We start from the raw sequence: 19,464 nt of genomic DNA on the forward strand, positions 1-19,464 counted from the left end.
TGCTAGCCCTGGCGTTGGTCAGCCGTGAGGTCCGGAGCCGATGGGACATTCGCAAGTCGAGAAGGCGGAGAGCCGTGAGCGCATCCTGACGGCGGCCGCCGACCGGATCCGGGCCGGCGGCCTGGAGAACCTCAGCATCGACACCCTGATGAAGCAGGCCAGCCTGACGCGCGGCGGCTTCTACGGGCACTTCCGGTCGCGTTCGGCGCTGGCGGTGGCGGCGCTCGGGCGGGCGCTGGACGAGACCTTCGCCGTGCAGCGGGCGGCCCAGCAGAAGGCCGGCGGCGGTTTCCGGGCCATGGTCACGCGCTATCTCAGCCGATCGCACCGCGACGGCATCGGCCAAGGTTGCCCCATCGCCTCGCTGGCCGCCGACGTCGCGCGCTCGGACGATCCGCAGGTGCGCGCGCTGATGGCCGATCGGCTGGAGGGCGTGTTCGAGCGCACGGCCAAGTCCATGGGCGAGCCGGACGGCAAGACCGACGCGGCCGTGGCGGCCTGGAGCACCATGCTCGGCGGGCTGCTGCTGGCGCGGGTCTTCGGACCAGGCGCACGCGGCGACGAGATCCTCGCCATCGCCCGTCAGGCGGCGCTTGCCTGCGAGCCGCCGCGCGACGCCGACAACGCCTAGTCGGCGCCGGCCAGATGGCCGGTCTCGCTGAGGCTCATCAGGTAGCGGTTGAACCAGCGGTCGTCCTCGCGCAGGTGGCTGATCGCCCCCGAGCTCGACCGGAAATTCACCCAGCCGACCGACTCCAGCGGCATCCGGATCCAGGCGGCGATGGCGAAGGTCACCGCATAGCCGTGGGTGACGACCACCTGCACCGGGCAGGGACTGGCGGCGATGGCGTCCATGGCGCGGTAGAGGCGGGCGGCGAACTCGCGCTTGGTCTCGGCCTCGATCAGGCCGTCGCGGTGATCGAGGCGGTTTCCGTGCCTGGGCGCCAGGACCGTGCGCTCCTCCAGCCAGGCGTCGGGCTTGCCGCCGGCCTCGCCGTAGCTGCGCTCGCGCAGGTCGCTCCAGTGGACGACCTCGACCCCAAGCGCGCGGGCGATCGGGGCCGCGGTCTGGGCCGTGCGGCGCAGGTCCGAGGCGTAGACCTCGACTGACGGCGCGCCGGCCAGGCGCTCGGCCAGGCTGGCGGCGATGGCCTGCGCCTGGCGATGGCCCCGCTCGGTCAGCTCGCTGTCGTACCAGCCGCCGACCAGGCCCTGGACGTGGTGCTGCGCCTCGCCATGGGCGACGATGTAGATGTCCTTGCTCATCGCGCCGCCTGCTGGCGCAGCACCGCCCGCGCCGAGATGATCGTCAAGATCAGCGGCACGCCCCACAGCAGCAGCTTGAAACCGATGACGACGCCCTGGTTGTCCTCCCAGGTCTCGCCGGTCAGCTGCGCCTCCAGCTGCTTCCAGAAGCTCGAGGACATCATGCCGGTGGTGTAGGCCGCGGCGAGCAGCATCACGACCCAGCCGCTGGGTCGGCGCTGGGCCAGAAACAACGCCGCCCATAGCAGCAGCGCGCCGGCGACATAGTCCTCCAGCAGGGTGACCGGCGTGGTCAGCCAAGCCGAGAACCCGCGCCGCAGGGTCTCCAGCAGCGGAAACAGCACGCCGAGCAGGGCGGCCGAAATGACGGCGAAACGGGGCATCCTGGCCTCCTCCTATTATTTCATGCAGCGTGCATGAAATAATAGCGGCGCGCAACCGGCGGCTCAGGGGCGGGCGGCGAGCCGCGCGATCATCGTTTCCAGCGCCGCGCGCGGGGCGGGGTCGCCAGCGCTCTGGGCCAGGGCCGCCTGGACGCCGGCGCCCAGCAGCACCTCGGCGTAGCCGGCGACTTCGTCCTCGCCCAGCAGACCTTCCGACACCCAGTGGCCGAGCGCGTGGCGCAGCAGCGGCTCGAAGGCGCCGCGCAGGCCCGCGCGCCAGTCGTCCCAGCCGAGCACGATCGGGGCCTCGACGAACAGCAGCCGCCGCCGGTGCGGGTCGAGCGCCATGTCCATGAACACCCCGACGCCTTCGCCCAGCTCGGCGACCGAGTGGGCGCGTTCCATGGTGCGGTCGTAGAGGTCGCGGGCGGTCTGGCTCAGCACGTGCTGGAAGACTGCGGCGAACAGGCCGCGCTTGCCGCCGAACTGATACTGGATCGCGCCGCGCGTCAGGTCGACGCGGCGGGCGATGGCGTCCTCGCTCAGCGCGTCGAAGCCATGCTCGCCGAACGCCTCCAGACCCGCCGCGATCAAGCTCGCGTGGGTGGCGTCCGACCAGCGGCGCGGCGCTTTATCCGACTTCGGCATCGCCAAGGTGATGGAGCCGCGGGCGGTCCGGTGTCAACGCGGGGCCGTCAGGCGGCGAGCTTGGTCCCGACCACGCCGACCACGATCAGGGCCATGAAGCCGATCTGCACGCCCGACAGCTTCTCGCCGAACAGCAGCGCGCCGCAGATCCCAACGCCGACGGCGCCCAGACCGGTCCAGACCGCATAGGCGGTGCCGGCCGGCAAGCCGCGCATGGCCCAGGCCAGCAGGCCCATGTTCACGAAGCTCAGCGCGATCGGCACGCTGGCGGCCTGCCAGGTGGCCTGCACCCCGGCCCACTTCAGGCTCAGCGCCCAGATGATTTCGGTCACGACGGCGACGCCGAGGACGAGCCACGCCATGGGATGTCTCCTGCATGCGGGCTCGGGGAGGAGGCGGCGGCTGGAAACCCGAAAGAGGCCGCGACGCCCGACCGCTCCTAGCGAAAATCCTCGGCCGGGCCAAGGGCTTGGGGGTCGCAGGGCTTGACGGCCGAGCACGGCGGGGGCCTCTAGACCTGAGCGCCGGCCGGTTCCGCCGGCCGCGGATTCGGCGCGGGGAGACTTCCAAGGTCATGAGTTCGACCGAGGCCAAGGCGGCAGAGCCGGCGCGCCGGGGACGCGGGCGTCCGCGCGACAGCGGCCTGCAGGAGCGTATCAAGGCGGCGTCCCTCACGGTGCTGGCCCGGCACGGCTATTCCGGCATGACGCTCGAACGCGTCTGCGCCGAGGCCGGCGTCACCAAGGCCACCTTCTACCGTCGCTGGGACACGCCGACGGCCTGTGTGCTCGAGGCCTTCCTCGAGGTCTGGAGCGAGGCCGATTTCAAGGACACCGGCGCTCCCGCGGCCGACCTGGAGGCCTTCGCGCACAAGCTCATCGAACTGTACGGCCACTCGCACCTCGGCGCCTGCTCGGTGGCGCTGCAGACCGAGGCTCGGGTGAACCGGGACATCGCCGCGCCGTTGTTCGCCGGCACCAAGGGCCGCCGCAGCCGCAACACCGGCGCGCTGGCCCAGGCGCTGGAGCGGATGACGCCGCCGCCGGCGCTGCCGGCCGCGGTGATCCTCAACGCGCTGAACGGCGTCGCGCGCAACACCCATACGCTGAACTGGCCGGTCACCGACGACGAACTGCGCACGCTGATCCAGAGCCTGCTGACGGCGCCCGGGCCTGTGCGCTGAATTACGATACTATAAAGTTGACATAATATCGGAGCGGGTCGAAACCTGAGCGGAACCTCGGAGTCCGCCATGATCCATCGCCGCGTCCTGCTCACCTCTTTGCTGGCCTCGACCGCCTTGGCGCGCGCCGCCGCCGCGGCGACGCCGAAGCCGGCGGGCGGCGCGCGGCCCAACATCATCACCATCGTCCTCGACGACGTCGGCTTCTCCGACCTGGGCTGCTTCGGGGCCGAGATCCGCACCCCGCATATCGACGCCCTGGCCGCGCGCGGCCTGCGCTACAACCGCTTCGACACCAAGGCGGTCTGCTCGACCACGCGGGCGGCGATGATCACCGGCCGCAACGGCCACACGGTCAACATGCCGGACGTGCCGGACGTCGCCGCGGTCATGCCGACCGCCTTCCCGAAGGACGCCTTCGACGTCCCGAAGAACGCCCAGACCATGGCCCAGGCGCTGAAGGGCGCCGGCTACGCCAACTGGCTGGTGGGCAAGTGGCACCTGATCCCGATGAGCCAGCTGGGCGAGGGGGCGGGGCGCGACGCCTGGCCGCTGCAACGCGGCTTCGACTACTTCTACGGCTTCGCGCGCGGCTGGACCGACCAGTACAAGCCCGACCTCGTGGAGAACAACGGCTACATCCATCCGACCCTGCCGGCCGACTACCACCTGTCGAGCGACCTGGTGGACAAGTCGATCGCCCTGATCGGCGAGCACCAGGGCAAGGCGCCGGCCCAGCCGTTCTTCCTCAACCTGGGCCTCGGCGTCGCCCACGCGCCGCTGCAGGTCCCGGCGCGCTACGCCGACGCCTACAAGGGCGTCTACGACAAGGGCTGGGACGAGATCCGTCGCGAGCGGTTCGAGCGCATGAAGGCCATCGGCATCATCCCGGCCGACACCGTGCTGCCGCCGTCGGCCGAGGGCGACCGCCCCTGGGCCGAACTCAGCGAGGACGAGCGCGCCGTCTATGCCCGCTACATGGAGGTCTATGCCGGCTTCATGCAGCACGCCGACGAGCAGATCGGCCGGCTGCTGGCCTATCTCGAGACCTCGGGCCTGAGCCGCAACACCATCGTCGTGCTGTTTTCCGACAACGGCGCGGCGCCGGAGGCCGGCCAGACCGGCTCGTTCGACGGCCTCTATCGCCCCAACACCCTGACCCCCGCCCAGCAGCGCGCGCGCCTCGACGAACTGGGCACCGTGAAGACCCAGGCCGAGTATCCGCGGCCGTGGGCGATGGCCGGCGTGACGCCGTTCCGCCGCTACAAGCTCTGGCCGCACCTGGGCGGCGTACGCACGCCGCTGATCGTTTCCTGGCCGGCGGTGATCAAGGACGGTGGAGCGGTGCGCAGCCAGTACGCCGACGTCGTCGACATCGCCCCGACCTTGCTGGCCGTCGCCGGGACGAAGTTCGCCGAGAGCGTCGGGGGCGAGCGTCAGCTGCCGGTCGCCGGCCGCTCGTTCGCCGCGACCTTCGCCGACTCTAAGGCCCCGCCGGCGCGCACGACCCAGTACTTCGAGCTGCGCGGCAACCGGGCGATCACCGACGGCGGCTGGCGGGCGGTGGCCCTCTACAAGTGCGACGAGGGCCAGGATCGCTGGGAGCTCTACAACACCGACGTCGACTTCGCGGAGTCGGTCGACCTGGCCGCGCGCCATCCGCAGGAGCTGGCGCGCCTGCAACGCCTGTGGGACCAGGAATGGGGCAAGTACGGCTCAGCAGAGCGGCCGCCGACGGATCTGGTCTGTCGCTTCGCCCGCTACTTCGAGCACTAGATACGAAAAAGGGCGCCGCGATCGCGGCGCCCTTTCTCTTTTGGCCTTGGGGGCGAAGCGGCCCGCTGGAGCGGGCCGCCGGCCGGTCCTAGAAGTGGACCTTGGCCTCGATGCCGACCCGGCGGAACGCGTCCTGGGTCAGGCTCTGGGTGTAGCCCGCGCCGGTGGCGTTGGTGTCCAGGAAGCCGGTGCCGATGCCGGAGTAGAACTGCTCGTCCAGCAGGTTGCGCGCGAAGACGGTGACGCCGTAGCGACCGTCCTGGCTCTGCAGGCCGACATTCATGTTCAGCAGGCCGTAGCCCGGCTGGACGGTGTTCGGGTCGCGGAAGGTGAAGAACACCGACGAGCGGTAGCTGTAGGAGAGATCCGCCGTCAGGTCGAACGGGATGGCTTCCAGCGGGCGGTTGTAGTTGGCCGTCACGGTGTAGGACCACATCGGCGCGTTGGTCAGCGCGCTGCCGGTGACTTCCTGGCGACCGCCGACGCAGCCCAGCGCCGCCGTCTGGCCCGGGTAGCAGGCCGGGGCGAAGTCTTCGACCCGGGTGTCGGCATAGGCGAAGTTGCCCGAGAACTGGAATTCCTGGTTCGGACGGTACTGGGTTTCCAGTTCGACGCCGCGCGAGCGCAGCATGCCGGCGTTCGCCAGCGCGAAGGTCGTGGTGTTGGCGTCGTAGGTCTGGGCCTGGAAGTTCTCGATCTCGGTCTGGAACAGCGTGATGTTGAAGATCATCCGCCGGTCGAACGGCGTGGTGCGCAGGCCGACCTCGTAGTTGTTCACGATTTCCGGGGCCAGGACGTACTTGCCCGAGTTGACGGTCGCGGCGCTGAGGTTGTTCAGCAGGTTGATCGCCTTGCCCTTGTAGCCGCGCGAGTAGGTCGCATAGGCCATGACGTCGTCATTGACCTTGTACTGCACGCCGAGCTTGCCCGAGACGTCGTCGTCGCTGGCGTTCAGGTGCGGGGCGTCGAGCGCCGGGCCGCCGAGGCTGGGAACCGCCGCGCGCGCGCCGGCCGGAATGGTGCGCAGGAAGCGCGCCTTCAGCTCCTCGTTGGTGTAGCGCAGGCCGCCGATCAGCCGCAGTTGTTCGGTGAAGTTGAAGGTCGCCTGGCCGAACGCGGCGTAGTTGCGGGTGCTGATCGCCCGATCGATGAAGTTCTCGAAGTACTGCCCGGCCGGCAGCACCTGGCCGAAGTTGCCGAGGATTTCGGTCGTCGTGGAGACGTCCTGGTCGAAGTAGAACAGGCCCGCCACGTACTCCAGCCGCTGCCCGGCCGGCGAGGTGATGCGAAGCTCCTGGCTGAACTGGTCCTGCTTCTGGTGGGCGCTGTTGATGTTCAGCATCGCCAGCGGACCGCCGTCGGCGTCGTTGTTGTCCTCGACCTCGAACGCCCGATAGGCGGTGATCGAGGTCAGGGTGAAGGCCTCGAACTCCTTGTTCATCTCGACCGAGGCGCCCCAGGTGTTCTGGTCGTTGAACGCCTTGCCGTCGAAGTTGGCCTCGCGGCTGTAGGGGCCGACCTCGACGCCGGTGAACAGCGAGGCGCGGGTCGGGCCGGTGGCGCCAAAATAGCGCGTGGTCGGCAGGATCGAGCGCACGGTGCTGACGCAGCAGTCCTGGTCGGCGCGGGTGTAGTCGAGCGTGGCGTACAGGTCGAAGCTGTCGTCCGGGCTCCAGACCAGCTTGCCCCGCAGGCCGTAGGAGTTCAGGCCGTTGTACTTCTTGCCGTCGAACTTGTTGGTGATGATGCCCTCGGATTCATTGTAGAATCCGGAGATCCGGGCGGCCAGTTCGCCGCTCTTGATCGGGATCGAGACCGAGCCCTTGGCCCGCACTTCGTCGAAGGTGGCGTAGCTGAGCGAGGCGTCGGCCTCGAACTCGCTGAGGTTCGGGCGGGCGGTCACGATGTTGATCACGCCGGCGGCCGCGTTCTTGCCGAACAGCATGCCTTGCGGGCCGCGCAGCACCTCGATGCGCTCGACGTCGTTGAAGTCGAAGAACGAGCCGGCGCTGCGGCCGATGACGACGCCGTCCAGCACCACCGAGACGGTCGGCTCGACGCCGTCCGAGAAGTTGAGCGTGCCGAGGCCGCGCACCGACAGGCCCTGGCCGCGGGTATTGGCCGACGGGGTGAAGGTCAGCGACGGAGAGAGCTGCTGCAGCTGCTGCAGGCCCGAGACATGGCTGTCGGCCAGCGCCTGGGCGGAGACGACGTTCACCGACACCGGCACGTCCTGCAGGCGCTCGGTGCGCTTCTGGGCGGTGACCACCAGCTCGCCGAGGGTGTAGTCGGCGTCTTGGGCCAGGGCGCTCGAGGCCGATCCCAGCGCGGCGGCCGCCGCGACGCCGGCCAGCAGCGCGTGCCGGGTGAGCGCGGAAGACCGCGTGAAGGCAGTGTGGAACATGCTTCCCCCAATTTGTTGCGCGCCAACCGTGGCGGCGTGACTTCGCGACCGCGGCGCACTCGGCGCCAGCGTCAACGCGGCGGAGGTTTCTTCGCCCGGCTCAATTATGTCAACGCGAAAGTATCGTAATTGAGCGGGCGGGGATGTTTTGCGGCGGGACCCTGGCGCCGCTAACACAGTCGCGACGGCGCGAGTCGCCGCATTCTCGACAACCTTCGCCGCTTCCTTCGCCGGCTCATGTGGATTTCCCCGATGCGTCAGCCCTTCGCCGCGGTCGTCGCCGTGGCGGTGCTCGCCGCCGGCGCCGCGCAGGCCCAGAACTCTCCCGCCGCCCAGCGGGTGCTCGACAAGGCGCGCGCCGCCTCGGGCGGCTCGGCCGGCTGGAACATGCTGCGCGGCGTGCACGAGGTCAGCGAGGAGGCCGGCAAGCCGGTCGAGCGCTGGTTCGACCCGCTACGCTACGGCCTGCGCGAGGAGACCCAGACCGACAGCGGGACCAAGCTGATCCAGGGCTACAACGGCGCGGCCGAGTGGCGGATTCTGGCCAGCGGCGCGGCCACCGGATCGGACCGCGGTCCGTACCTGGCCAAGGTGCGCGGCGAGGCGTTTTTCGCCGCCTACGGCTACTTCTATCCGAGCCGCTTCGACCTGCGCAGCACGCACGAAGGCGTGCGCCAGCACCAGGGCCGCAGCTACGAGGTGCTGCGCGTGCAGCCGGCCGGCGGGGCGCCGCGCGACCTGTGGTTCGACGCCCGCAGCGGCATGCTCGGCCGCATGGTCGAGCACGACGGTCAGGGCGCGCCGACGACGTACGAAATCTCCGACTATCGCCGGGTCGGGGCGGTGATGATCGCGCACCGGGTGACGATCAGCGGCGGGGCCCTGGCCGCGCCGCGCGAGCGGCTCGTCAAGCGGGTCGACTTCCTTCCGGCCGACCGGGGGATGTTCAGCCTGCCGCCGCCCGCGCCGCCCAAGCCCGAGCCGGTCGCCCAGCCCGTCGCGGCGCCCGAGCCGCCGCCGGCCAAACCCAAGCCCAAGCCCGCCTGGCGGCGTTGGCTCGACCGCTGAGGTCGATCAGAACAGCAGCGCCTTAAGCTCGCCGATGACCATTTGCGCCGGCATCGACAGGAACATCGCTGGCACGAACGGGGCGAGGGTGGCCGCCACCAGCATCAGCATGCTGCGCGGGTCCACCGGAATGAAGCGCATGGCGTAGACGTTCGAGACCACCTGGTAGAGGTCGGTGGCGGCTGAGAAGTCCGGCTCGGACAGCATCGGCCGCGTCGAACCGCCGAACCAACTGCGCTCGAACTGCACGCCCATGTCGCTGGCCAGCACGCCGTACTCCAGGGCCCCCTGACGCCAGGCCTGCATCAGCGGCCGCATGAAGAACAGCAGCGGCCCCACCGCCAGGGTCAGCGCCAGCACCGCCACGCCGCCGACCAGCAGCAAGTTGGTGAAGGGCGTGGCCAGATCGTGCCGGTAGATGTAGCCGAAGCGGCCGGCGACGATGGCGCCCAAGCCCATGCCGACGATGCAGAAGGCGCGCACCGACTGCGCCAGGAAACCGAGCCCGCCGGCCTGGTCGGGATGGGCCGAGACCAGCCGCAGGTTCAGCTGCGAGACCGTGCGCAGGAACCAGGCCCAGTTGCCGATCCGCCATAGCCAGCCGAGCAGCAGGGACAGCAGCAGGGGGACGCTGACCACGCCATGCCACCACCCGGCCGGCGACAGCCCGACCCCGTCCGGGGCGACCTGCCAGGCGGCTTGGCGAAGGATGTGAGGTTCGAGGGTCACGATGAGGGCGACCTGGGAATAGACGAACAGGACGACGGCGGCCTCGGCCCAGAGCGAGTGGACCCGGCGGCGCGTGGCCTCCAGCGCCTCGCGCACCCGCCGCTGGTCGTCTTCGTCCAGCAGTCCCGAGACCTGGAAATGATAGGCGATGCGTCCCAGCCGCCGCGCACAAACGACGTGGCCCAGCACCAGCAGCGGCGCGGCGATCGCATAGCGGGCGTGGACGCCGATGTCCTCGACGAAGCTGTAGAGGATGCTCGGCCGTCCCAGCACGATGTCGATGGCGACCAGCACCGCCAGCGGGATCCACGCGATCCCGAAGGTCAGCACCGCCCGGACCGTGGCGTTCGGGGCGATCGGCGAAGGCAGGCGCGCCAACGCCGTCAGCCGCCGGGGCGGTCCGCCTTCGAAGATCGACTCGACGCCGAACATCGGCGGGATGGCTGCCTGGTGGACCACGGTCGGCGTCCTTTCGCCCCGCAAGCTTGGGCGAGCGGGTGCAGGCCCGGCAATCGGGTCTTCTACCGATGTCGGAAGACGGGGCGCTCGTTCGTCCTTGGCCCATGACCCGCTTGTGGGCTCAATCGCGGGCGCGGCGCGCCGCCCCGCCGAGGAGGACGACATGCACAAGATCCACCCGTTCCTGTGGTTCGACGGCCAGGCCCACCAGGCGGCCGAGCTCTATGTCTCGCTGTTCCCGAACTCGAAGATCAGCTCGACGACGCGCTACCCGCCGGGATCGCCAGGCGGCATGGACGGCCAGGTGATGACGGTGGAGTTCGAACTGGACGGCCAGCGGTTCACGGCGCTGAACGGCGGACCGCACTTCAAGTTCACCGAGGCGGTCTCGTTCGTGATCGGCTGCGAGGACCAGGCCGAGGTCGACCGCTATTGGGACGGGCTGATCGCCGGGGGCGGTTCCCCCAGCCAGTGCGCCTGGCTGAAGGACCGCTTCGGGGTGTCATGGCAGGTGGTGCCGAAGGCGCTGCCGCGGCTGATGAGCGACCCGGACCCGGCCAAGGCCGGGCGGGTGGTCCAGGCCATGCTGAAGATGAGCAAGATCATCGTCGCCGACCTGGAAGCCGCCCACGCAGGCTAGCCGTTCGCCAGGGCCGCGGTCTCGGCGGCGCAGTCGCGGGTCGGCAGCTGGCCGGCGGCGCGGGCGGCGAGGATCTCGGCCTTGGCCGCCTCCATGTCGGCCTTGAAGTCGGCATTGTCGTGCAGCTTGGCGACCGTCGCCGCGCCCATCATCCGGCCTTCCTCGGTGTCGCTCAGCCAGTGGACGTTGCAGACCACGCGGCTCTGGGTGAAGGCGCGGCCGCGATGCAGCACCTCGGTGGCGCGGTCGGGCGCGGCCTCGGCCAGGATCAGCGCCCAGCCCCAGCCAATGGCGCTGTGGCCGGAGGGATAGGAGCCGTCCTTGCGCAGCTCGGCGTCGTCCTGTGGCGTGCACATCGGGGTGTTGTTGACCATGAACGGGCGCTGGCGCTGGTACTTGGTCTTGGTCGGATAGGTCGACAGGCCGGTGTCGACCAGGGTCCGGCGCAGCATGGTGTAGAGCCGCGGCGTGGTTTCAGGGCTGACCTTGACGCCGAGCGCGCAGGAGAAGGTCTCCGCGGCGGCCGGGAACTTCAGTTCGGCGTCCTGCACCGCCACCGACCAGCGCGCGCTGCCGTTCAGCGCCACGGCCGCCTTGGCCGAGGCGTCGTCGCGGGCCTGGCTCGGCGATCCCGCAGCCGGCGGGCCGGGAATGATGGCCAGGCTGTTGGGCGCGCTGCCCATCTGCATGTAGCCGGCCAGGTAGCCGGGACGGATCTCGGGGATCGGCTTCGGCTCGGCCTTGGCCTGGACCTGCGGCGCCTGTCCGCCCGGGGCCGCGCAACTCGCCGCCATCGCCGCAATCGCCGCCACCCATGCCTGCCTGATCATCGCCGTCTCCCTCACTGTCGATTCCGCACAGCCTAAGCGAGTGACCATACGTCAGCATATCGGGCAGGCCCCTGATCCCGACATTGAACCGCCGCGCCGCGCGGCGCATGCTGGTGGTCATGGAGCGCCGCGCGGTCAGATTGCGCATCACCGGTCGGGTGCAGGGCGTCGGCTATCGCTGGTGGGCCGAGCGTCAGGCCCGCGGGCTGGCCCTGGACGGCTGGGTGCGCAACTGCCCCGACGGTTCGGTCGAACTGCTGGCGATCGGCGACGAGGTCGCGCTGGAGCGGCTGACCGAAGCCTGCCGCGGCGGGCCGCCGGCGGCGTCGGTGGCGGGCGTTCAGCCCCTGGCCGCGGACGACGACGGCAGCATCGGGTTCAGCGCGCGCAGCTAGGCCCTGCGACAGGTCGGCGCATTTTCGCCGCGGGCGGGTGTCATCGGCGGCGTACGACCCTAGATTTGCGGCCTAGCCAGGGAGCCGGACGTGGACGGACAGTTTCATCGCCGCCGACTGATGCAGACGGCGCTCGCGACCTTCGCCGCCGGCGCGGCCTCGCCGGCCCTGGCCTCGACCACGCCGGCGCTCGTCTCGGTGGCTCGACGCGGCTTGGAACGCGCCGGCGGCAGCGTGCGCTATCGCGATATCGTCGGGATCGCCGACTTCACCGCGGCGTCCAAGACCCCGCGCTTCCACCTCGTCGACCTGCGCAACGGAACGACGACCAGCCTCCTGGTCTCGCACGGGCGCGGCTCCGATCCCGGTCACAGCGGCTGGCTGCGCTCGTTCTCCAACGATGTCGGATCGGCGGCGACGTCGCAGGGCGCCTACGCCACCGGCGACTACTACGTCGGCAAGCACGGCCGCTCGATGCGGCTGCACGGCCTTGAGGGCAGCAACAGCAACGCCGAGCCGCGCGCCATCGTCGTGCACGGCGCCTGGTACGTCAGCCCCAAGATGGTCGCCCAGCACGGCATGCTCGGCCGCAGCGAAGGCTGCTTCGCCTTCGACGAGGCCGACCTGCCCCAGGTGCTGGCCCGGCTGGGGCCGGGCCGGCTGCTGCTGGCCGGGAAGTACTAGCCCCTAGCGGCCCTGGAAGTCGGCCGGGCGCTTCTCGAGGAAGGAGGTCATGCCCTCCTTGAAGTCCTGGGTGCGGATCAGCTGCAGGAACTGCAGATAGACGTGGTGGACGTGGTCGTTGAACGTCTCCGACAGGCCCATCCGCATCAGCCGCTTGGCCGACTGCACCGCCAGCGGCGCATTGGCCGCCATCTCCAGGGCGATCTCGCGGGTCTTGGCGGCCAGTTCGGCGTCGGGGACCACGTGGTTGACCAGGCCAAGCTCCAGGCTCTCCTTGGCCGAGAGCGTCCGGCCGGTGAAGATCAGCTCGGCCGCCTTGGCCCAGCCCAGCAGCCGCGGCAGGATCCAGGTGCCGCCGCTTTCCGGCACCACCCCGCGCTTGACGAAGGCGGCCGCCATCTTGGCGCTCTCGCCGGCGATGCGGATGTCGCAGCCCATGGCGGTGTCCATGCCGTAGCCGGCGGCCGAGCCGTTGAGCGCGCAGATGGTCGGCTTGTCCATGGCGAACAGCACCGTCGGCGGCGTGTTGCGCAGGTCGAGGTTCACCGAAATCGTCGAGACCTGCTTGTCCGAGCCGATGCCCGAGCCTTGCGTCGCGTCGACCAGGTCGAGCCCGGCGCAGAAGGCGCGGCCGGTTCCGGTCAGCACGATGACCCGCACCGCGGGGTCTTCGTTGGCCTTGATCAGGAGCTGGGTCAGGCGGGCCAGCATCGGCCCGGAAATGGTGTTCAGCCGCTCGGGCCGATTGAGGGTGAGGGTGGCGATGCCGTCGGCCACCTCGTAGAGCACTTCTTCCGACTTGGGGGTCGTTTCCACCGCCGCGCTCATCGTCGCTTCCCTTTATGGCGTAAATTAATGTGGTCAGCCTATGCGCGGCGCCAGGGAGCGGCAAGGGCCTAGGAGTCGCGGCGGCGCGAACTGGCCAGCAGCCATAGCCCGATGATGACCGCCAGTTGGCAGAGCGCGGCCAACGCTGCGCCCATGGCCAGGCCGAGGGTCATCATCACGCGGTCGCAGGCCTGCGAGCCGCAGTTGAAGACGACGATCTGGGCGATGAGGCCGGCGGCGCCGATCAGGGTGAGCAAAGCGCCCGCCGCCGCTCGTCCTGGCGACAGACGAAGCGGCGGAGGAGCGCCGGGCGGCGGATCGAGGGAGGACCGCCGCGGACCGAGCCATCGCTGCGGCGTCTTCAGAGGGTGGGACAGAAGCGCCATAGCGACCTCCTGGTCACTGCAACGTCTGAGTAGGGGCCTTGGATGCAGGCCGCCTTGATCGTCGTCAAAGCGGCGCGGCGCGGTCCTTGCGCATGCGCCAGACCTCGTGCTCGCCGCCGGCGAACGCGATGGTCTTGGTCCCCTCGACCACGAAGCCGAGCCGCTCGTAGAAGCGCCGGGCGTTGGGATTGACGGTGAACACCGAGAGGGTCAGCGGCCCGTCGGCATGAGCTTCGGCCCAGGCCATCATCAGCCCGCCGACGCCTTTTCCCTGCGCCGCCGGGCCGACGAAGACGTTGGAGACGTGGGCGCCGACCAGTTCGATGAAGCCGACGATCTCGCCGCCCACGAGCGCCACCGCGCGCTGGTCGGCCGGCTCGAGCGGCTCGTGCGGACCGAATGACTGCGGCGGCATGTGCGCGCCGTACGACGTCAGGGCGGCGGCCGCGGCGATGGCCTGGCAGGCCGGGCGGTCGGCTTCGGCGAAGGGACGGATCTGGACGCTCATGGGGCTGTGACTGTGGGCCAGACGTCAGGGCCGACGCTAGCTAATTCCACCCGCTCTACGCCCTGATCGCAGCGGCCAGCAGCTTGCCGACGGTGGCGTTGGTCACGTCGTTGTGCTCGCTGACGTAGCTGTCGGCGAGGAAGTTGGTGATCGCCCTGCGGGCGGGCGCGAAGTTGGTGTCGGTGACGTGCGTCGCACCCGTTTCGCCCCCGTCGAACTGAGCGCCGTTGGCGCCCATAGCCCCGAATTTGTCGTTCTTGTCGCCCACCCCGAGCGTCGCGTCACGGACTAGGCGCGAGGCCAGGGCGTAGGCCAAGGTGCAGGCCTCGTCATTGTGGGTGTGGGAGATCGCGATCGGGCCGCTGGGCTTGTCGCGGACGGCGGCGAACCCGCCGCGACGGGCCGCCGACAAGCCGTTGTGCGAGAAGGCGCCCTGCAGCAGGGTGAGGCTGAAGAAGTCCAGTGATCCGCCCGCCGGCAAGGCTTGGCCCGCGGCCGTCACCAGCCGCGCGCCGAAGCTGTGGCCTGCCAGGTGCAGTTTGACGCCGTGCGTGGGCGTGAGGCCGCCCAGCGCCGCGCCGAGCTTGGCCCCCACCACACCGGCGCGGGTCTTCATCTCGTAGTAGCTGAACTGTTCGGCCAGCCGCAGGACCGCGGCCTTCGGTCCGCGCAGCAGGTCCGAGATTCCGTCGCCCAGCCCGCCCTGCACTGCGCCGACGCCGGCCTTGGTGGTGTACTTCGGCGGCAGCGCCAGGTTGCTCATCCGCGCCCCGGGACTGGCGGCCACCGCGGCCAGGGTGTCGGCTTCCTCGCCCATGTGCTTCGGCGCGGTGCGGGCGTCGATGAAGGCGGCGACCAGATCGGCGGCCGTCTGTTCGGACGGCGCGGCGACATAGGCCGCGCTTGCGGCGCGGATCCTCGCGGCGGCCTTGGGACTGACCCCGCCCAGTTCGGCGGCGAGGCGCGTCTTGAGTTGCGCGGCGGTTAGGTCGGGAACGCCAGGCGCGCTAGCCGCGGCCGACAGCGCCCCGCCGCCGTCGCTGGCGGCCGCCGCGAGGGCCCGCGCGTCCACCGGCAGGGCGTAGCGCCGCGAGGGCCAGGCGACACCGGCCACCAAAACCTTGGCCGGGTCGATCGCGCCCAGGTGCGGCGCGACGTTGGGCCAAAGGCTCGAATAGAGCTTCCAGGCAGAGGTCTCGTCGTTCTTCCAGCCGTGCGACAGCACCACCAGGTGGCCGATGTCCGGGGTCAGCGCGGCCTTGAGCGCCGCGGCGCCGCCTTCGAGCAGCCGCCCGGTCTTGTCGAACTTCAGCCAGACGAACGGGGAGGGACCGATCTTGCTCATGGGCGTCCTTCCTAGACGGCCTGCAGGGTGCGCATCACGTCGACCAGGCCGCGGCCTTCGAACGTCGCCTGGCGGCCGAGGCTGGTGGCGTTGTCGAGGAACAGCCGCTTGACCTGCAGCGGCTCGCCGCGGAACTCGCGCCGCACCGACAGGAAGGCGGCGATCGCGCCGGAGACGTGCGGCGCGGCCATGCTGGTGCCGGTGTCTTCCTTGAAACTCGGCGCCGCGCCCGCCTTGGCCGGCAGTTCGCACGAGATGATCCGCTCGCCGGGCGCGACCAGGTCGGGCTTCAGCCGTCCGTCCGCGGTCGGCCCCTTGGCCGAGAAGTGCGAGACGCCGTAGCGATGCGGCATGTCGCGGTGCGTCGAGCCGACGGTGATCGCCAGCTCGGCGTTGCCGGGGTCGGCGATCGTCGAGGCGTGGGCGGCGGGCGCAAAGCCGCCGGTGACCGACACCTCGCCATAGCCGCTGTTGCCGGCGGCGACGACCACCACGACCCCGCTCGCGACCAGCTTGTCGACGGCCCGGCAGAGCGGGCTCTGGCCGGCTCCGAAGGTGGTCGGGTCGAACGGGTAGCCGAGACTGATGTTGAGCCCGTGGATCTTCGGCTCCGGGCTCTGGCCGTTGAGCAGCCGGATGTAGCCGATGGCGGCGATCAGCCGGCTGGCGTGGCCGTCGTCCTTGGCGGTCATCACCTTCAGGCTGAGGATCTTGCAGCGCGGGGCGACGCCGGAGATCTCGCTCACTGCGCCCTTGGTGGTGGTCGTCGCGACCTTGGCCTCGTCCTTGCGGATCAGCTGCTTGACCGCGATCTGCCCGACGTTGGCGTGCGCCTCGCCTGTGATCGTCTCGCCGGCGATGATCCCGGCGACGTGGGTGCCGTGGCCGGCATGGTCCTCCAGCGCCCCGGCCTCGGCGTCGCCGGCCGCGGCGTAGTTGCGGGTGAAGTCCCGGTGACGCAGGCCGTCCTTGAGCTTGAGGTTCTGGTGCAGATCGAAGTGCGCGTGCGGATGGACGCCGGTGTCGGCCACCGCCCAGACGATGTCCTGTCCGGCGGCGCTGAAGGCGGCGCGCGCGGCATCGGCCTTGATGGTCCGGCGCGAGACATAGACCTGCGGGCGGAGCACCGGATCGGCCCAGATCCGGTAGACGAAGCCGAACTCCTCCTCGATGTCGTGGAACCTCGCGGCGAGCTGGGCCAGGGCCAGGACCCGCTTCTTGTCCAGGCAGGCGAACAGATAGCTCTCGGTGAGCAGCGAGTTGTAGAGCTCCAGCTCCTCGCGGCCGATGTCCGGCAGGTCGCCGACGGGGCGCGCCTCGCCCAGCATCGGCGCGGCGACCGCCCAGCCCGGCCGCAGGATGTCGTCGAACTCGAAGGTCTTGAGGTCGAGCAGCCACGTCAGCAACAGGGTGCGCGCCGCGGCCTGGCCGCCCGGGAAGTTGGCGTTGAACTCGATGATCACGCGCCGTGGGTCGTCGCCCAGCACCGCCAGCAGATCGAGGGCGATGCGGGTCTTGGCGAAGGTCTCACGGATGGCGTCGGGCGTTGAGTCAGCCATGCCGGCGGCCCTCTTCAGCGAACGCCGTTAGGTTGCTGGCCGCCCACGCACGAGTCAACTTAAGGGAAGAATTGTCACAATTTCTTGCCTCGATTGAATATCGCGGCGACGGGATCGCAATTTCCCAGCCGCCGGATCGTCCTGAGCTGCAAAGGCGGGTCGTCCCCGGCCGCGCAAACGGCTATCGAGGGGCCGGTTTGAAGGAACAACACGCATGACGACGACGCTCACCGATTGGCTCGCCCAGCAAGACCTGCCCGCCGAAGGGCTGCTGGCCGGATTGGAACGCGTCGCCGAGGCCTGTCGCGTGATCTCCGGGCTGGTGGAGCGCGCGCCGCTCGAAGGCCGGCTGGGCGCGCTGGCCACGACCAATGTCCAGGACGAAGTCCAGAAGGCGCTCGACGTCGTCTCCAACGACGTCTTCCTCGACCTCTGCGGCCAGGAGCCGGCGTTCGCCGGCTTCGCGTCAGAGGAACTGGACGAGGTGAAGCCGGGCGCGCTGGGCGGCGGCCTGCTGCTGGCGTTCGATCCGCTGGACGGGTCGAGCAACATCGAAGTCTCGATGTGCGTCGGGTCGATCTTCTCGGTGCTGCCGGCGGTGGACGCCTCGCGGCCGGTGCAGGAGGCGGACTTCCTGCAGCCGGGCCGCAATCAGATCGCGGCCGGTTATGCGATGTACGGGCCGCAGACCGTGTTCGTGCTGAGCGTCGGCGGCGAGGTGACCGGGTTCACGCTCGACAGCGAGCGCGGCGCCTGGCTGCTCAGCCATCCAGACATGAAGGTCCCCGAGCAGAGCGGCGAGTACGGCATCAACTCCTCGAACGAGCGTCACTGGAAGCCGGGCCTGCGCCGCTACATGGTCGACGTCCTGGCCGGCCGCGAGGGTCCGCTGAAGCAGGACTTCAACATGCGCTGGACCGCGGCGATGGTCGCCGACGTGCACCGCATCCTGGTCCGCGGCGGGATCTTCCTCTACCCGGGCGACACCCGGCCCAAGGTCGTGAACGGCAAGCTGCGGATCCTCTACGAATGCGCGCCGATGGGTTGGCTCATCGAGAAGGCGGGCGGCGTCGCCTACGGCGGCGATGGCCCCGTGCTGGACATCCGCCCCTCGACGCTGCACCAGCGCTCGCCGATCGCGCTGGGCTCGCGCCAGGTGCTGGAGCACGCCTGGACCGAGTACCTCGCCCAGGACGCCGGCTGAGGATCGGGCCTAGGTCGCCGTCGAGGCGGCCTGGGCCGCGAACCACGGCTCCAGGCGGGCGATCGCCTCCTCGATCTCGGGCGTCGAGACCGCGAACGACATGCGGATGAAGTGGTGGCCCTCGACCGGGTCGAAGTCGACGCCGGGCGCGGTGGCGACGCCGGTGTCCTGCAACAGCCGCTGGCAGAAGCTGAGGCTGTCGTCGGTCAGATGGGCGACGTCGGCATAGATGTAGAAGGCGCCGTCGGGCGGGGCGATCGCCGACAGGCCTAGCTGCGGCAGCGCCTCCAGCAGCAGGGCGCGGTTGGCGCGGTAGACCTCGATGTGGCCTTCCAGCTCGTCATCGCTGTCCATCGCCGCCAGCGCCGCGTGCTGGGCGAGCGAGGGCGGGGTCAGGAACAGCGCGCCCATATAGGCGATGGCGGCCTTCACGTGCTCGGGCGGCGACAGCAGCCAGCCCAGCCGCCAGCCGGCCATGCTGAAGTACTTCGAGAACGAGTTGACCACGAGGGCGTTCGGCTCGAACTCCAGCATCGAGCGGGCCGGCTCGACGTAGCTGAGGCCGTGGTAGATCTCGTCCGAGACGATCTTGATGCCGCGCTCGCGGCAGACCTTGGCGATGGCCTCCAGCTCGGCGGCCGGGATGATCGTGCCGGTCGGGTTGGCGGGGCTGGCGATGATCACGCCGGCCGGGGCCGGGTCGAGGGCGGCGATGCGCTCGGCGCTGAGCTGGTAGCGCTCGTTCGCGCCGCAGGCCAGTTCCACCGGCTCGATGTGCAGGGCCTTCAGCGTGTTGCGATAGGCGACGTAGCCGGGGCGGGCCAGGGCGACGCGGTCGCCGGGATTGAACGACGAGGCCAGCGCCAGCACCAGGGCCGGCGAGGCGCCGCAGGTCAGGGTGATGCGGTTCGGCGCGACCTCGACGCCGTACTTGTCCTTGTAGTGCCGCGCGATCCGGGCCTTCAGCGCCGGGCTCTCCCAGTAGCCCATCGGGTCGCTGTCCAGCACGCGGTGCGCGGCCTCGATCGCGGCCTTCGGCGCCCCGGTCGAGGGCTGGCCGAACTCCATGTGGATCACCGAGCGGCCCTCGGCCTTCAGCCGATGGGCCAGGCCGCTGACGGAAATGGCGTGGAACGGGTCGATGCGCAGGGACATGCCGCTGCTGTGAC

Annotated in this window: 21 protein-coding genes; 8 read left to right on the forward strand and 13 right to left on the reverse strand. The window is 70.2% G+C overall.

Annotated elements, in window-relative coordinates; translation table 11 throughout:
• Window positions 1-40 precede the first annotated feature (40 nt).
• A complete protein-coding gene (locus AC1Q87_RS15815; protein ID WP_492609873.1) occupies window positions 41-631 on the forward strand; it encodes a TetR/AcrR family transcriptional regulator in 591 nt (196 codons plus the stop codon).
• Here AC1Q87_RS15815 and AC1Q87_RS15820 read toward each other — a convergent pair.
• From AC1Q87_RS15820 to AC1Q87_RS15835, 4 genes are all read right to left on the reverse strand, one after another.
• Window positions 628-1,266: a histidine phosphatase family protein gene (locus tag AC1Q87_RS15820; RefSeq protein ID WP_492609874.1), complete on the reverse strand. Its 639-nt coding sequence runs from the start codon at window positions 1,264-1,266 to the stop codon at window positions 628-630. The genes AC1Q87_RS15815 and AC1Q87_RS15820 overlap by 4 nt on opposite strands.
• A complete protein-coding gene (locus AC1Q87_RS15825; RefSeq protein WP_492609875.1) occupies window positions 1,263-1,649 on the reverse strand; it encodes a hypothetical protein in 387 nt (128 codons plus the stop codon). Before AC1Q87_RS15825 ends, AC1Q87_RS15820 begins: the two co-directional genes overlap by 4 nt.
• Window positions 1,650-1,712: 63 nt before the next feature.
• A complete protein-coding gene (locus AC1Q87_RS15830; RefSeq protein ID WP_492609876.1) occupies window positions 1,713-2,297 on the reverse strand; it encodes a TetR/AcrR family transcriptional regulator in 585 nt (194 codons plus the stop codon).
• A gap of 47 nt (window positions 2,298-2,344) precedes the next feature.
• Window positions 2,345-2,659: a DMT family transporter gene (locus AC1Q87_RS15835; protein WP_436060535.1), complete on the reverse strand. Its 315-nt coding sequence runs from the start codon at window positions 2,657-2,659 to the stop codon at window positions 2,345-2,347.
• A 212-nt stretch (window positions 2,660-2,871) separates the two neighbouring features.
• Here AC1Q87_RS15835 and AC1Q87_RS15840 point away from each other — a divergent pair, with 212 nt between their 5' ends.
• Window positions 2,872-3,480, forward strand: coding sequence for a TetR/AcrR family transcriptional regulator (locus AC1Q87_RS15840; RefSeq protein ID WP_492609877.1), 609 nt, complete (start codon window positions 2,872-2,874; stop codon window positions 3,478-3,480).
• 69 nt (window positions 3,481-3,549) lie between these two features.
• Window positions 3,550-5,256, forward strand: a complete 1,707-nt coding sequence (locus AC1Q87_RS15845) for an arylsulfatase (protein ID WP_492609878.1) — start codon at window positions 3,550-3,552, stop codon at window positions 5,254-5,256.
• 88 nt (window positions 5,257-5,344) lie between these two features.
• Here the strand turns inward: AC1Q87_RS15845 and AC1Q87_RS15850 are convergent, their stop codons facing one another.
• On the reverse strand, window positions 5,345-7,660 hold the full coding sequence (locus AC1Q87_RS15850; RefSeq protein WP_492609879.1) for a TonB-dependent receptor: 2,316 nt from the start codon (window positions 7,658-7,660) through the stop codon (window positions 5,345-5,347).
• 252 nt (window positions 7,661-7,912) lie between these two features.
• Between AC1Q87_RS15850 and AC1Q87_RS15855 the strand changes: the two genes are divergently transcribed.
• Window positions 7,913-8,728, forward strand: a complete 816-nt coding sequence (locus AC1Q87_RS15855; RefSeq protein WP_492609880.1) for a hypothetical protein — start codon at window positions 7,913-7,915, stop codon at window positions 8,726-8,728.
• 6 nt (window positions 8,729-8,734) lie between these two features.
• Here AC1Q87_RS15855 and AC1Q87_RS15860 read toward each other — a convergent pair whose 3' ends face one another.
• The gene (locus tag AC1Q87_RS15860) at window positions 8,735-9,916 is read right to left on the reverse strand and encodes a hypothetical protein (protein ID WP_492609881.1); all 1,182 of its coding nucleotides are present in this window, start codon (window positions 9,914-9,916) and stop codon (window positions 8,735-8,737) included.
• A 163-nt stretch (window positions 9,917-10,079) separates the two neighbouring features.
• Here AC1Q87_RS15860 and AC1Q87_RS15865 point away from each other — a divergent pair, with 163 nt between their 5' ends.
• Window positions 10,080-10,556 (forward strand): VOC family protein, encoded by a 477-nt coding sequence (locus tag AC1Q87_RS15865; RefSeq protein ID WP_492609882.1) that lies wholly within the window; start codon window positions 10,080-10,082, stop codon window positions 10,554-10,556.
• On the opposite strand, the gene AC1Q87_RS15870 is transcribed toward AC1Q87_RS15865, so the two are convergent.
• Window positions 10,553-11,386, reverse strand: a complete 834-nt coding sequence (locus AC1Q87_RS15870; RefSeq protein WP_492609883.1) for an acid phosphatase — start codon at window positions 11,384-11,386, stop codon at window positions 10,553-10,555. The two genes, AC1Q87_RS15865 and AC1Q87_RS15870, sit on opposite strands and share 4 nt — an antisense overlap.
• Window positions 11,387-11,469: 83 nt before the next feature.
• Here AC1Q87_RS15870 and AC1Q87_RS15875 point away from each other — a divergent pair, with 83 nt between their 5' ends.
• Both AC1Q87_RS15875 and AC1Q87_RS15880 read left to right on the forward strand, forming a co-directional pair.
• The gene (locus tag AC1Q87_RS15875; protein ID WP_492609884.1) at window positions 11,470-11,781 is read left to right on the forward strand and encodes an acylphosphatase; all 312 of its coding nucleotides are present in this window, start codon (window positions 11,470-11,472) and stop codon (window positions 11,779-11,781) included.
• A 90-nt stretch (window positions 11,782-11,871) separates the two neighbouring features.
• Entirely contained in the window at window positions 11,872-12,465 is a 594-nt protein-coding gene (locus AC1Q87_RS15880) for a murein L,D-transpeptidase catalytic domain family protein (RefSeq protein WP_492609885.1), read from the forward strand.
• A gap of 3 nt (window positions 12,466-12,468) precedes the next feature.
• Here AC1Q87_RS15880 and AC1Q87_RS15885 read toward each other — a convergent pair whose 3' ends face one another.
• From AC1Q87_RS15885 to AC1Q87_RS15905, 5 genes are all read right to left on the reverse strand, one after another.
• Complete coding sequence (locus AC1Q87_RS15885) at window positions 12,469-13,293, reverse strand: enoyl-CoA hydratase/isomerase family protein (RefSeq protein ID WP_492609886.1); 825 nt, start codon at window positions 13,291-13,293, stop codon at window positions 12,469-12,471.
• 68 nt (window positions 13,294-13,361) lie between these two features.
• Entirely contained in the window at window positions 13,362-13,550 is a 189-nt protein-coding gene (locus AC1Q87_RS15890; protein ID WP_492609887.1) for a hypothetical protein, read from the reverse strand.
• A gap of 193 nt (window positions 13,551-13,743) precedes the next feature.
• Window positions 13,744-14,187, reverse strand: coding sequence for a GNAT family N-acetyltransferase (locus tag AC1Q87_RS15895; protein WP_492609888.1), 444 nt, complete (start codon window positions 14,185-14,187; stop codon window positions 13,744-13,746).
• A gap of 55 nt (window positions 14,188-14,242) precedes the next feature.
• On the reverse strand, window positions 14,243-15,532 hold the full coding sequence (locus tag AC1Q87_RS15900) for a hypothetical protein (RefSeq protein WP_492609889.1): 1,290 nt from the start codon (window positions 15,530-15,532) through the stop codon (window positions 14,243-14,245).
• A gap of 11 nt (window positions 15,533-15,543) precedes the next feature.
• Complete coding sequence (locus AC1Q87_RS15905; protein WP_492609890.1) at window positions 15,544-17,091, reverse strand: S8 family serine peptidase; 1,548 nt, start codon at window positions 17,089-17,091, stop codon at window positions 15,544-15,546.
• 214 nt (window positions 17,092-17,305) lie between these two features.
• Between AC1Q87_RS15905 and AC1Q87_RS15910 the strand changes: the two genes are divergently transcribed.
• A complete protein-coding gene (locus AC1Q87_RS15910; RefSeq protein ID WP_492609891.1) occupies window positions 17,306-18,295 on the forward strand; it encodes a class 1 fructose-bisphosphatase in 990 nt (329 codons plus the stop codon).
• Window positions 18,296-18,304: 9 nt separating this feature from the next.
• Here AC1Q87_RS15910 and AC1Q87_RS15915 read toward each other — a convergent pair whose 3' ends face one another.
• A complete protein-coding gene (locus AC1Q87_RS15915) occupies window positions 18,305-19,450 on the reverse strand; it encodes a pyridoxal phosphate-dependent aminotransferase (protein ID WP_492609892.1) in 1,146 nt (381 codons plus the stop codon).
• Window positions 19,451-19,464 lie beyond the last annotated feature (14 nt).

Source organism: Phenylobacterium sp. GW823-FHT02A09 (assembly GCF_058797775.1).